The following is a 13,822-nucleotide window of genomic DNA, read 5'->3' as shown; positions in this document are numbered from 1 at the left end:
AGTTGTTTGAAATGGAATCCAATTCAAAATTAATATAAGCCTGATCAATAACTACCGATGATGCCAAGATGGAATTCTTTTTGAAATCTAATTTCGGGAAATTGCCGACAAGCTTTTTGGAGGCCAAAAAAGTTTGGTCATCCAAGTTTTTCATCTCAAAATTTTCTAAAATTATATTTGATGCGATGCGCACATCATCAAGCACATCCAAATTACCTTTAAGGTTGATTTTTCCTCCAACTTCGCCATTCATGCTATTGATATTCATATAGCTAACCGCATATTTATAAAACGGTTCCAATTGTAGTCCGGCAACAGTTATATCAGCTTGAAAGTCTTTTTTTTCAGGTTGAAATTGGAGGTTTCCGGTGAGATGTCCGCCATTTTCAATTTGTAAATTAATATTGGCATTCGCGTCATCTTTAGTTTCTTGTGTCCAATGTCCATCGATGGCACTAAACTGATAATCAAAAGGTTCGGCCATCAAATTATTAGAATAATCAACACTGCCATCAGAAATTTTAACGGATTGAATCAAGTAATCAAATGGTTGAGATTCTGAAGTTTCTTCGTTGTTAATATTGAAAATTCTAAAGAAATTATTGGAAATAGAATCCATTTCAAAATTGACGTATGGTTTATCGATAATTACCGAAGCAACGGTGATTGAATTTTTGCTAAAATTGAGTTCAGGAATGCTTCCTGTAATGGTTTTACTAGCCAAAAAGCTTTTGTCATTGGTGTCCCACATTTCAAAATCTTCCAAGACAACTTCCGACGACAGATGGATATTATTTAGTGCATTGGTATTGCCCTTAAGATTGATATCAATACCAAGTTTTCCTTCAATGGCATTGATGTTGGCATATTGAGCGGCATATTTATAGAAGGATTTTAACGGCAAACCGACAACATTTATACGGCCGTCAAAATCCTTTGTTTGTGGTTGCATGTGGAAATTTGCTTCAATGCTACCGCCATCCGCAATATGGAATTTTAAATCGGCATCACTTTGGTTTTCCTGATCCCAATAAATTTGTGGAATCAAAAAGGAGAAATCCTCTAAGCTCGTGGTGTGGTCAACGTTGGCATCATAAAAATTAAGGTTGGCGCGGTTCAGTTCCAGATTGTTTAAAATATACTTAAATACTTTGTCATCTTTCGATTTGATTTCTGTGGAATCGTTTTTGCTATAAAATATGACAAGATCATCAAAATTAAAAACGCTGTCTTTTTTTGAAATATTTACGACCAGGCCGTCCAAATAAAATTGATCTAATGCCATTGTATTGAACAAATATTTGTAAGGTACTGTGTTGATAACTAAGGTGTCAAAAGAGATAAACACTTCTTTTTCATCTGGTTCAAACATTTTAAAATCATAGACCGAGAGTTTGCCACTAAAATAGTTGACGGAAAGTTTATCCATAAAAAGCTGCCTTCCAGTTAATTCCTTGCTATTGTTTGTGATATAATTTTTAGCAATACCTGGCAATAAAATAAGAACTACAACAATTAATACTATAAAACTTAGTAGTCCATATTGTAGCGCTTTTTTCTTTGTAATCATTCTTAAAATAGTTCAATTTTTCAGGATGCAAAAATAATCAAAATTATACAGTTTGGCCTGTGTTAAGGAAGTGGGTTTTTTGTTTGTAACCGTGTGTTTTTTTGGTTTTTAATTAAAATAAATTATTAAATAATTGCATTTTTATAGATCCAATTTTCAACATCCATTTTTCATGTTCAGAATTACATAATAGTGAATGTGATTAATTTAATTGTTTACTTCAAAATGTCATGCAAAATAAGTTTTGTTTCGTTTTACGTCTATTTAATGTGATTATTGTGATTTTAATAGAAGAGTTGCATGTGTTTTGATAATTAGTAGGGTTTATGTAATCTTAGTCTTAATTGCCTAGTTCTAAATCTTGTGCTACATTGAGGCATTTTAATTTAAATAAACCTAATAAGATGCGTAAACTAACTATTGGCCTATTTTTAATTTTGTCGGTTTTTTTTTCTTGTAATAATGATGACGACAAGATTTACGAAAAAGAGTTATTAAGCTTCACTTTTGAGCTTGCCAACAATCAGGAGTATTTATTTGCAGATATTGAAGCAGTAATTGAGGGCTCTAATATCAATCTATCAATTCCAGAACATATTGACATTACCAATTTGGTTGCAAGTTTTGAGTTTGTGGGTGAGGATGTTTATGTTAATGATGTTTTGCAAATATCAACAAAAACTAAAAATAATTTTAGCGATGATCTTTTTTATGAGATACGAGCAGGTGATGGAACCATGATGAATTATCGGGTCAATGTTGAGTATCTCTTGGAATCTGATTTAAAATTTACTTCCTTTTCTTTTAAACAAGAACATCATGAAGGATTAAGTAAAGATTATGAACTCAAGTTTATCCGAGACACGGTTCGTATTCAGATGAGAGATCCACATAAAGTCCTCATTGCTACTTTTGAAACTCTTGCTACAAACGTACTTGTAAATCAAGATTCTCAAATCAGCAGTGTTACAGAAAACGATTTTTCACAGCCAATAACCTATTCTTTGGGTTTTGGTCAGGGTTTTGAAAAGAACTTTGTTGTTATTTTAGAATGGGGCAATAAATTACCGCAGTTGTACATCGAAACTGAAGACGAAATGCCAATCGTTTCTAAAGATGATTATATACAAGCACGACTTACTATTGATGGAGTTGGAGAGTTTGATGATTTTGAAGCGGATACTGAAATTAGGGGTAGAGGAAATTCTACTTGGGGACGTCCGAAAAAGCCATATCGTATAAAATTGAATAAAAAGGCATCTATTTTAGGATTAAAAGAAGCGAAAAACTGGGTGCTTTTGGCTAATCATTTTGATGAAACATTGATGCTTAATGCAGTTGCAATGAAAATTGGAGGCTTGCTTGGTAGTCAATATGTAAATCATATCATTCCAGTAGAATTAACCATTAACGGTGTTTTTATGGGAAATTACAATCTTACAGAACAGGTTGAGGAAGATGACAATAGAGTGGCGGTTAAAAATGGTGGACAGTTATTAGAGTTGGATTCTCATTTTGATGAAGATTGGAAGTTCAAATCCGCCGGTTATAATATGCCGGTTATGGTCAAATATCCTAAACTTAAAAATTATAGTTCAGAGGAGGCTGAGGAGGAATTGAATTTGATAAAAGACGAATATGAGGCATTTGAAAGTAAAGTTTTTTCTTCAGATTTTCCTAATACAGATTATCTCGATTTGTTTGATCAAGAGGCGTTTGTAGATTATTTGATTGTGTATATGCTTACGGCAAATCGGGAAATAAATCATCCTAAAAGTACTTTTTTACATAAAACGAATGGTGGAAAATATACCATGGGTCCTATTTGGGATTTTGACTGGGCCTTTTCCTTTGATGGGGTAGGAAAACATTTCAATACTGCAACTGAACCCTTACTCACAAATACCAATAGTATGATAGGAGCTGTCTTTTTTAGTAGATTATTGTCCGATCCTTCTACAAAGCAGTTGCTAATGCAACGTTGGTCGGAGTTTAAATCGACCCATTTTGATGCTTTGATGGGATATGTTGACGATTATGCAAAACTTATAGAAATATCACAGCTTAAAGATCGAGAAAGATGGAACAGTGGAAGCATTGATTTTGAAAAAGATGTGAACGAGTTAAAGAGCTGGCTTAACAATAGAGCTAATTATTTGGATAATCATATTTCTTCTATATAACCTAATATTTCACTATAATCATTCAATTTTATAACTGATTTTATTTAAAAATAAGAATAGAAACAATATAAATTGTGACATAATTTTAAAAACCTTGCCCATCACAAAATTGGCAAGGTTTTTTGTTTTCCGATGATGCGAATTGCACTAGTTTTTAGTTTTTTTATAACGCTTCAATAATTAACTTATTGATAATTATATTGTTATGTATTTGGTTTTAGTTAAAAAACTGATTCTATTTTTTAAATATTTCTAAAAACCTAAGTGATTTTATAAGAGCGGGTTTTTAGGTTGCATTTTCAATTCCACTTAAAATACATAACAATGAATTTTGATATCTGTAATTTGTTATAGTATTTTTTATGTATTTACAAACCGACTGGTCGGTTTTTTATTAAAAATTAAATTATTTATGAATTAAATTACGATTAAGGAATTGGATAAAATTGAGGATGGTCATAAAATTCCGAATAAGGAATTAATTCTAATAACAGCTTACGGGCTTTTTCTAAAAAAAGGATATCAGTCGGTTTCCATTAATGATATTATGGAAGTGAGCAAATTGTCAAAAGGTGGAATCTATTATCATTTTGAGAGTAAGGAAAAAATATTATTTGCCGTATTGGATCAGTATTTTTTCACTGGATTAACCATCGACCCATCAGATTTTGATAATCTGACATTCAAACAAAGTATTTATAAGATCTGTGAGTTGGGCGTGGGCTTTTTTGTAATGTTGGAATCCATTGGTAAAAACGGTATCAAATATCCAATTCAGCGTTTATATCAATTTCAACTGGAATGCGAAAATTTTCCTGAAGTCAGAAGACAGTTTCGTCAGACTTCAATTGCCTATAAAAATTTTGTACAACATATAGTTTCTCAGGGCATCCAGAATAATGAAGTTAAAAAGGAGTTGGATCCAGAAATTTTAAGTTATCAGATTGTTGGAATGATTGAGGGAATTGCCATTCATCACTCTACCGTAAAAACAGAGGTTGGAGCGATGTTAACCGAAAAATATACTGCCGTGTTTAATTCTTATTTCAATTTTATCTGTTCTGATATATAGCTATGGTCATGAAAAACAAAAAACTTCTCATATCATTAAGTAGTATTGGTCTCATAATATGCGGTGTTTTAATATATGCGATGAGTTCAAAAAACTCTGACTCATATACCGATTTTTCAAAATTGAATTGTAATTGTCCGCCTGGATTTAAACTTAATGAGGACAATAAATGCATTGCTCAAAACTTATATCAACTTTATGATTCTCCAAACAATCAAGGTGTTGGAGGACTACAAACTGGATTGCCACCAGTTCGTGATGGATTTACGCCACAGGAAATAGATTTGGGAAGGTATTTGTTTTTTGATCCTGTGCTGTCTATTAATGGGGATGTGTCGTGTGCTACTTGCCATGAGCCGTCCAAAGGCTTTAGTGATGGTTTGCCTACCAGTATTGGCCATAACAATATGAAATTAAAGCGGGGCGCGCCGACACTTTGGAATGTGGCTTATTTGAATCGGCTTTTTTGGGACGGGCGTTCCAACAGTTTAGAAGATCAATTGCAGGGATCTTTGTTTTCAGAAGATGAAATGGCCAATAATCCTGAAAATTTATTAAAAACCTTAAATGACATTGCTAATTATAGAGAATTATTTGCTGAGGCTTATCCAGAGCGCGATAAAAAACAGGCTATCAATTTAAACGAAATTGCGACCGCACTTGCAGCGTTTCAAACCACGTTAATTTCCCTGAACAGTAAATACGACCACTATGTACATGGTTATCATGAAGCTTTAAATAGTAAGGAAATTGAAGGATTGAATGTATTCCGATCTTTTGTAGCCCGATGTGCCGAATGTCATACGCCACCACTTTTTACCAATCAGCAATTTGCGGTAATCGGTACGCCCGAACCTGATGGATTACCCTTAGATCCCGGTGCCGAAATTCCGTTTAAGGATAAAACCATGCGTGGTGCTTTTAAAGTTCCAAGTCTTAGAAATATAGATAAAACAGGGCCTTATATGCATTCTGGGCGTTTTGAAACCTTGCGAGAAACGGTCGAGTTTTATACCAAAGGACGAGGTCATGCCGTTCCTGAAGGTGAAGATTTACGTATCCATTGGCATATTTGGGAGCCAGAATTGAGTGATTATGAGCTGGATAGGTTGGTTGATTTTTTAAAAACCCTGACCGACGAGGCGTTTATGCCAAAAATACCTGAAGCTTTGCCTTCTGGACTAAAAGTATGATTTAACATTTTATATAACAGAAATTAATTAACCGCTAACTAAACACTAAAACAATGAAATCAACTTTATTTAAAATTATTGGAGGTCTCTTATTGCTAGCTATTGGCCTGTTTTTAGGAAAAACATTCTTTTCGTCCAGTGGCGAAAGTTCAGTGCCTTTGCCATCAACCATGCAATATCGGAATGCTGGACTCAACAGTGACACCACGCAAGTTGCCCAACAAAAAGAATTTACTGGACAAATTATTGAAGTCCGAAAAGGAGAATCCATTCAAGCAGCTGTAAAATCTGCCAATCCGGGCGATTTGTTCCGCGTTTATCCGGGCATTTATTCAGAAAATGTATACATCGATAAGGACGATATAAGTCTGCAAGGTGTGATTATAAAAGGCGAATAGCCAATTATGGACGGGAAACATGAAATTAATGATGCTATTTTATATTCAGGAAATGGGATTCTGATCGAAAATTTCAAAATTATAAATTATAAAGGCAATGGCATCATGGGGCAAGCCGGAAATAATTTTATAATCCGAAACAACTGGATTATTGACTCTGGCGTTTATGGCATCTTTCCGCAGTATGGTAAAAACGGATTGGTTGAACATAATGTATTGAGCAAGATTGCCGATGCCGCTATTTATGTCGGGATGTGCGATAATATTGATGTGCTCCATAACGAGGTTTTTGATAGTGTTGCCGGAATAGAAATTGAAAATTCCAGACATTGCTTGGTGGAGAACAATTACGTGCATAATAATACGGGTGGACTTTTAGCTTTTATCACACCTGGATTACCAATTAAAACAGCGTTCGATATCATCTTCAGAAATAATTTTGTGGTCAATAATAACCATCCCAACTTTGGAGCGCCAGGATCTACCGTAGCAAGTATTCCGCCGGGAACAGGAATTTTAATTATGGCTGCCGACGATGTTATTGTTAAGAATAATATCACCCGTTGTGCATTTTAAATAATGCTAATTTTTAAGTTGTTGATATTTCGCTGAAATATATTTCTGTTGATGTATAGAATTACCATCATAGCCGTAATCTTTGTTAATATCCTAGTTTTGAAACCCTCAAGGGATTTCGCATGATTACGTCTTACCATAAACTGGTCGCACATTTGAGAAAACAATGTTTCAATCCGTTTTCTGGATTTTCTGAACAAGCTGAATTGTGGTTTGGATCCCTTTTGGTTGTTCCTTTTTGGCGTATCCAATCTGATATTGGAGCATTCAAAAAGATTTAGTTGTATCGCTGCGGACAGGTATCCCTTATCGCCCAGCAGTGTACAATCCGACAGCTGATCGCTGATATCATGCAGATAATGAATGTCGTGCACATTTGCTGGAGTAAGGTCGATTACCTGAAAAACACCTTGCAACGAACATACCGCATGAAGTTTATAGCCATAATAATACATCTTCTGTGAAGCACAGTACCCCTTGGACGGCATGCTATGGAGTTCTTCTTTACATATTTTCGAGCGGGAACTCCGTGCAATTTTACAGACTTCCAAAGGCATGCTGTCCACTATAAATACATCCTCCGACGAATTAAACGATTCGGCAAGGTCCATACGGATAGCATTTTGATAGGGCATCAGCCTTCGTTTTCTTCTATTATATACGGTATGGTCTATTTTACCCAGAAGACATGGCGGCAACTTTCGGAAAAGGTCGTTCTCACTGTCAATACCCATGTATTCAGCTGTCAAACTAAGGCTGATCAATTCAAGGTCGCTCAGGGCTGGACGTCTCCGCTGAACGGGCAATTGCCTCTCTGTCGATATTTTTCTTAATACTTCCAATATTCTTTCGTAATTTGCTCTTAAGTTGTTCATTCTAAATCGTTTTGCGGTTAAGGTGATTTGCTGATTATCAGTACAATAAACAACTTGTTTTGCTCTTTTTCTCCCTAAATCATAATGCGCAACGGGTAAGATGAACTTATAATAGTCATGAAATACAGTAATAATTAAAGCATAAACCTTCAAAAATTTGAAGATAAACGATTGTGAAATGATAAATAAAATATTACAAAGTCAATCTGCTTTTTTTCAAACGCAACAAACAAAAGACGTTTCTTTTCGAAAAAAAACATTAAAAAGATTACGGGAAGAAATTATAAAGCGCGAAGATGCTATTTGTGATGCATTATATGCCGATTTTAAGAAACCAAAGTTTGAAACCTTAGCTGCCGAAACACAATTTGTATTGGCTGAGTTAAATTATACACTTAAAAAGATAGATGATTGGGCAACTCCCGAAAGAGTTTCAGCAAGTTGGATGAATTGGCCTTCTGCCGATTATATTTATAAAGAACCTTATGGTGCCGTATTGATTATCGCACCTTGGAATTATCCTTTTCAATTGGCCATTGCGCCTTTAATTGGTGCCATAGCGGCGGGTAATACGGCCGTTGTGAAGCCATCGGAAATTACACCGCACACAGCAGCACTTATTTCTGAAATTATCAAAGCTGTTTTTGATCCGGCACATGTTGCGGTTGTGGAAGGCGGCGTTGAGGTGTCACAGCAACTTTTGGCCGAAAAATGGGATTATATTTTCTTTACGGGAAGTACAAGTGTTGGGAAAATAGTCTATCAAAGTGCAGCCAAACATTTAACGCCGGTCACGTTGGAATTGGGCGGAAAAAATCCATGTATTGTTGATCAAACAGCTACCATTGCATCGGCAGCCAAGCGGATTGTTTGGGGTAAATTTTTAAATGCAGGACAAACCTGCATCGCCTCCGATTATATTTTGGTTCACGAAAGTGTAAAGGATCAATTGGTAAAGGCTTTAAAGGATAATATTACCAAATGCTATGGCGAAAATATAGAAGCGTCGCCCGATTTTTCGAGAACGGTAAGTCAAAAACATTATAACGGTTTAAAAGATATGCTCCAAGGTGAGGAAATCATTTTTGGAGGGCAAACTAATGATGACGATCATTATTTATCACCAACATTGGTCAACGAACCTAAGATGGACAGTAAATTAATGGCCGGTGAAATTTTTGGACCTATTCTGCCCATAATTTCTTATAAAACAGAGGCTGATATTCATAATTATATCATGAATTATGAAAAGCCATTGGCGACCTATGTTTTTTCAACGGATAAACAATTCCAAGAAAAAATCATCAATACTTATAGCTTTGGTGGCGGTGCTATAAACGATACCGTCATCCAAATTACCAACAAACAACTGCCATTTGGAGGCGTAGGACACAGTGGAATTGGTGCTTATCACGGCAAGAAATCCTTCGATATTTTTTCCCATCACAAGGCCATCATAAAAAAAGTGAACTGGCTTGAAGCACCACTGCGATATCCGCCGTATAATATGCCAATGAACTTGGTTAAGAAAATTAAACACCTTTTTTAAACCGATATTTATTTATCACATAATTGCAATCATCATTAACGGCGTTGTGATGTTTTGGATTTATCAAATCTGAAATTCTATAAACACTTATAATCAGCCAAATTCTTAAAAAAATGAGTCAATTAAAAAAAATTGCACTGCTTTTCTTGTTAGCCATAATCATTTCAAGTTGTAAGGAAGCTATCATTCTCGAAGCCAATTTAGATATATTACCAGTTGCAATTACTGTTAAAGACGATCGGTTCGTGGACAATTTTGGGAGGCAGGTAATTTTAAATGGTGTTAATGTTGGAAGTAAAAATAAGGAAGAGGGGTATATTTTTCAAAGCGGACCGGAGCTTTATGCAAAACTAAAGGCACAAGGCGTAAACACCATTCGTTTTTTAATAATTTGGGACGGCTTAGAACCTGAACCCGGTGTTTATAACGAAGACTATTTAAAAGAAATTGATAAGCGTATAGCATGGGCGGCGGCCAATGATATGTTTGTGGTGTTGGATATGCATCAAGATCTTTACAGTTCAAAATATGCCGATGGTGCTCCAGAATGGGCAACTTTTGATGAAAGAAAACCACATACAACGGGAGCCGTGTGGAGTGATGCATATTTGATGAGTGAAGCTGTACAAACGTCTTTTGACAATTTTTGGCTTAACAAACCAGCATCTGATGGGATTGGCATCCAAGATCATTACGCGGCATTGTGGCAACATATAGCAAAAAGGTATGTTGATAATAAGACGGTGATAGGTTATGATATTATGAACGAACCGTTTCCGGGTTCTGAAGGAGTTCAGTCAATCATGATTTTATTGAACGCTTATAGTCAATTGCATTATAAATTAACTGGCGAAATACTTACAGAGGAACAATTGGGTGCGATGTGGATGAATGAAGCAAGTAGAATGGAAGCTCTTGAAGTGATTTCAACCACAGAAAATTATGATTTTGTAATCCGTCAGCTTTTTGATTTGGTTAAAGAATTTGAATCAAAAAATCTGCAACAGATGTATCAAAAAGTAAGTAATGCCATTCGTGAAGTTGATACTGACCATATTTTATTTTTAGAGCACAGTTATTATGGCAATACCGGTGTGGCCAGTAGTATCGAACGCGTTTCGTTGGCCGATGGCAGTCCTGATCCATTGGTCGCTTATGCGGCGCATGGTTATGATTTAGTGGTTGATACTGAAGCAGCGGCTTTGGCGGCAACTGAGCGCGTAACCTATATTTTTGATCAAATAGCAAAAAAAGGCAAACAATTAAAAATGCCGGTTTGGGTAGGAGAGTGGGGGGCTTATTATAATCATTCCGAATCAGTAATTTCTACGGCAATTAGTTCAGTCAATTTGATGGAACAGCATTTATTTGGCAACGCCTATTGGTCCTATACCAATGATCTTGAAAACATGGAATACTTCAAAAAAGTATTGCTTAGGGCGTATCCCGCTTACACTAATGGTGAACTGAAAAGTTATCGCAATCATTTTGAAACCGCCAGTTTTACGATGGAATGGGAGGAAAGTAAGACAGAAACCGCTCCAACAGTTATTTTTATTCCACATCTTTCTAAATTGAAACCAGAAGAAATAACTACTTTTCAAATCGAAAAAATTAAAGATTCTGATGCGGGGTATTTAATTGTTCCCCGTACAAAAGAAGGAGAACGAAGGACATTGAATTTAACTTTTAATTAATGCTTTTGACAAAATCTAAAAACACCCTTTTATGACGATCTAAATCTAAATTTGGAGATAATGCTACACGAACAATATAATCTTTATCACTTTCTTTAGTGGTTCCCTGAGTGGACGTTGCAGGAATGGTCCAATAGCATCCTTTGAGCTGCCCGTAGCTTACGCAAAACTTACTTTCATCAGGAATTTCCGTAATCATCATATTAATCAATTTTAAGTTTAAAGCTCTTTTGTGAGCTTCTTTTTCTTCATCGGTATTTCCTTTTGTCGGAAGATCTAATGAGAATACAGATGGCGTAAAATCTTGACGTGCCAATGCATCCGAAACAAAATTGATTTTAGCTTCTGGTAAAACCTCATGAATAAAATGCACAAACTCATAGGTGTTTTTATAAGCGTCTTTGATTCTTTGCTTCATGGAAGGCAATTGTTGTGCTAAGACTTTATATTGAAGTGCTGTGGCCTCATTGTCACAAATGTTCAGATGTTGCTCTATTTTTTCCATTAATCCAGTGGTTTTTTTGTTTCCAATGCAATAACCTGCAGTACAAAGTCCACCACTTGGAAATTTCGATCCACTGGCGTAAGAAATACTCCGAATATCAGAAAGTATGGCATTTTTACCCAAAAAATGAACATTAGGGCAAAAGGTTTGATCTAAAATAAACACAGGATCGACGGCAACTTTTCCTGTTGCAGTTGTACGTTTTTTGCTCAATACAGTTTTTAATTGATTTAAGTCTGGAACCTCAACTCTTGGGTTGGTTGGAATTTCTGCAATTATATATGGAATGCCATCCTCTTCGGCAATTTTATCCAAAACAGTATCTATACTTTGAACCATATTGTTAGTGCCATCTACCAATAAGTCTACAATGTCAACATAGTCAAGAGAGGCGGCAACACGCCTAGCTTGGTCATTGGTACCACCATAACAATTGGGCGGGACAATAAATTTTATGTTTTTTCCTTTGTGGTTTTGTAAGGCATCATCAATAAGCCCCATCATAATGGCGTATTGCATGGACAGCCCACTTGAAGCTACCAATGCTTTTGAGTCCGAATCGGTAATGTTTTGTATAGTTTTTATGACTTGTTTTTTGTTCAATTCGAAGTTGGTTTTCTCGAATTCAAAAGGTTCATGGTCTATTAATGATTGTAAAGCAATGAGGCAATTGTTTGGTGTCATTGCGATAGTTTCTCGTCGCCGAACGTGTTGAATCTCTGAGGTGTATGATTCGTTAGTTTTGCCATTTATCATAATAATGCTTCCTAGGTTTTCATAAAAACTCACAGCAAAATCGACATTTGGATGTTTTTCAAATTCGGCTATGTTATCACTTATGGAAACAAAAATGGTAGAGCCATCAAAATGATTAAGTTCTGAAATTTGTTCGATTTTTTTTAATTCGAATGTATAGCCATATACATGTCTAATAATTTCGGTATTAAAAAACTCTGGCAACGTGTCCGTATAAACGATTCGTGTGTTTTTATTTAGAAATAAATTTTTTCTCAGAATGGCCAAAATAGGCGCAGTACGAGATGTGAAACTGATCACATTTTCAGGATAAATATGATGTAGTTTAGCAATGGCCCATTCCAATATACACGATAAAGGATGACCTAAACGAATGTAATCATAAGCGGTGGGCAGATCATTAAGTGCTTGTTGATCAAAATTATTAGCTTTAAATAAAAGTTCAAATTGCTCAATAAATTGAGTTTTTGCCAAAGATTCATTATAAATATCTAACCGATGTGTGGTAAGATTCAACCAGTCGTTCGGCATGTTATTTAATATGTGTTTTAAATAATTGCCAAGGTCATTTGTTTCCATGTGTTTCAATTTGAAATGAGATGGCAATATACGCCAAAAGCTTTTTTATAAAGAGTTTCGGTAAGAGTTTTGTGATCAAATAATGTTAGAATGTGCTGTTGGCGTAGAAATGAACGCCATCATTTATCTGCAAATAAAAGATATTATTTAGTGTTTTAATGGTTTCTAAAAGTTGATTTAAATGAGATGTAATAAAAATACTGTAAACCAAAATTTTGAATAAGGCAGAGGATTTATATTTTACTCTATAATGAGAGTTTACCATCCCAAAAAAACCATTCCAATACCGCATATGGCAATAGATAATCCAGAAATAGGTGTGATGTATTTTTCGAGCCACCCTGTTTTTATAAAATTAAAACCAAAATAAATCAAGGAGACCACCAAAACCATTGTTGAAACCGTTGTAAATAGAAAGATGGCAATCAATAAAAACATATTGAATAGTGATTGTTCTACAGTACAGTATTACTTCAAAGTTTTCATGTTTTCTCTGGTGTAACTAGTTTCTAACGAATGTCAGCAACGGAATAGCAGTAAAAAACAATGCCGTGCTCTGTCTCCCAAAAATTTAATACTGATTAAAGCCTCAGAATTTTGTCGCTAAGACAGGAAATCAATGGAAATTCGGTATATAAGGGTATTTATGATTTCAGCTTTACCCAAACAGGCGTCTTATCATAAAATGGATAGGGCGGACAAGGTGAGCCAGATACAACGGATAAAAGTGAGTATAGCAATAATTATTGCAAATCCTTTTAATTTCTTAGACTGAAAAGAGTTTTTATGTGGCTCAAAAAATTCCGTTTTCAGTGGTTCACTTTAACCCTTTTGTGCAAACTCTGAGACAATTCTAAATGACGAAGGAT

11 protein-coding genes are annotated in these 13,822 nt (G+C 35.2%); 7 read left to right on the top strand and 4 right to left on the bottom strand.

Going from position 1 to position 13,822, the window contains the following annotated elements; all coding sequences use genetic code 11:
• The coding region (locus VNJ50_RS09830; protein ID WP_325581386.1) for a DUF748 domain-containing protein at positions 1 to 1,570 on the bottom strand (1,570 nt) is incomplete at its 3' end.
• A 404-nt stretch (positions 1,571 to 1,974) separates the two neighbouring features.
• Here VNJ50_RS09830 and VNJ50_RS09825 point away from each other — a divergent pair.
• From VNJ50_RS09825 to VNJ50_RS09805, 5 genes are all read left to right on the top strand, one after another.
• Positions 1,975 to 3,753 carry a CotH kinase family protein gene (locus VNJ50_RS09825; RefSeq protein WP_325581384.1) on the top strand — a complete coding sequence of 593 codons (1,779 nt, stop codon included), beginning with the start codon at positions 1,975 to 1,977 and terminating at the stop codon, positions 3,751 to 3,753.
• Between the two features lie 436 nt (positions 3,754 to 4,189).
• The gene (locus VNJ50_RS09820; protein WP_325581382.1) at positions 4,190 to 4,825 is read left to right on the top strand and encodes a TetR/AcrR family transcriptional regulator; all 636 of its coding nucleotides are present in this window, start codon (positions 4,190 to 4,192) and stop codon (positions 4,823 to 4,825) included.
• Positions 4,826 to 4,833: 8 nt separating this feature from the next.
• Positions 4,834 to 6,018: a cytochrome-c peroxidase gene (locus tag VNJ50_RS09815; protein WP_325581380.1), complete on the top strand. Its 1,185-nt coding sequence runs from the start codon at positions 4,834 to 4,836 to the stop codon at positions 6,016 to 6,018.
• 53 nt (positions 6,019 to 6,071) lie between these two features.
• Positions 6,072 to 6,416 carry a hypothetical protein gene (locus VNJ50_RS09810; RefSeq protein ID WP_325581378.1) on the top strand — a complete coding sequence of 115 codons (345 nt, stop codon included), beginning with the start codon at positions 6,072 to 6,074 and terminating at the stop codon, positions 6,414 to 6,416.
• Between the two features lie 6 nt (positions 6,417 to 6,422).
• Positions 6,423 to 6,992: a parallel beta-helix domain-containing protein gene (locus VNJ50_RS09805; RefSeq protein WP_325581376.1), complete on the top strand. Its 570-nt coding sequence runs from the start codon at positions 6,423 to 6,425 to the stop codon at positions 6,990 to 6,992.
• Here the strand turns inward: VNJ50_RS09805 and VNJ50_RS09800 are convergent.
• Positions 6,989 to 7,867 (bottom strand): IS982 family transposase, encoded by an 879-nt coding sequence (locus tag VNJ50_RS09800; RefSeq protein WP_325581374.1) that lies wholly within the window; start codon positions 7,865 to 7,867, stop codon positions 6,989 to 6,991. The two genes, VNJ50_RS09805 and VNJ50_RS09800, sit on opposite strands and share 4 nt — an antisense overlap.
• A gap of 178 nt (positions 7,868 to 8,045) precedes the next feature.
• Here VNJ50_RS09800 and VNJ50_RS09795 point away from each other — a divergent pair, with 178 nt between their 5' ends.
• Together VNJ50_RS09795 and VNJ50_RS09790 are read left to right on the top strand one after the other, a co-directional pair.
• Entirely contained in the window at positions 8,046 to 9,416 is a 1,371-nt protein-coding gene (locus VNJ50_RS09795) for an aldehyde dehydrogenase (protein ID WP_325581372.1), read from the top strand.
• 113 nt (positions 9,417 to 9,529) lie between these two features.
• Positions 9,530 to 11,113 carry a cellulase family glycosylhydrolase gene (locus tag VNJ50_RS09790; protein WP_325581371.1) on the top strand — a complete coding sequence of 528 codons (1,584 nt, stop codon included), beginning with the start codon at positions 9,530 to 9,532 and terminating at the stop codon, positions 11,111 to 11,113.
• On the opposite strand, the gene VNJ50_RS09785 is transcribed toward VNJ50_RS09790, so the two are convergent.
• Both VNJ50_RS09785 and VNJ50_RS09780 read right to left on the bottom strand, forming a co-directional pair.
• Positions 11,106 to 12,953, bottom strand: coding sequence for a cystathionine beta-synthase (locus VNJ50_RS09785; RefSeq protein ID WP_325581370.1), 1,848 nt, complete (start codon positions 12,951 to 12,953; stop codon positions 11,106 to 11,108). The genes VNJ50_RS09790 and VNJ50_RS09785 overlap by 8 nt on opposite strands.
• Before the next feature lie 258 nt (positions 12,954 to 13,211).
• On the bottom strand, positions 13,212 to 13,391 hold the full coding sequence (locus VNJ50_RS09780) for a hypothetical protein (protein WP_325581368.1): 180 nt from the start codon (positions 13,389 to 13,391) through the stop codon (positions 13,212 to 13,214).
• Positions 13,392 to 13,822: the final 431 nt, after the last annotated feature.

This window comes from Gelidibacter sp., from assembly GCF_035577925.1.
Lineage (GTDB): Bacteria > Bacteroidota > Bacteroidia > Flavobacteriales > Flavobacteriaceae > Gelidibacter.
Note: the sequence above shows the minus strand (reverse complement) of the source record. Positions and strands in the feature narration are given on the sequence as shown.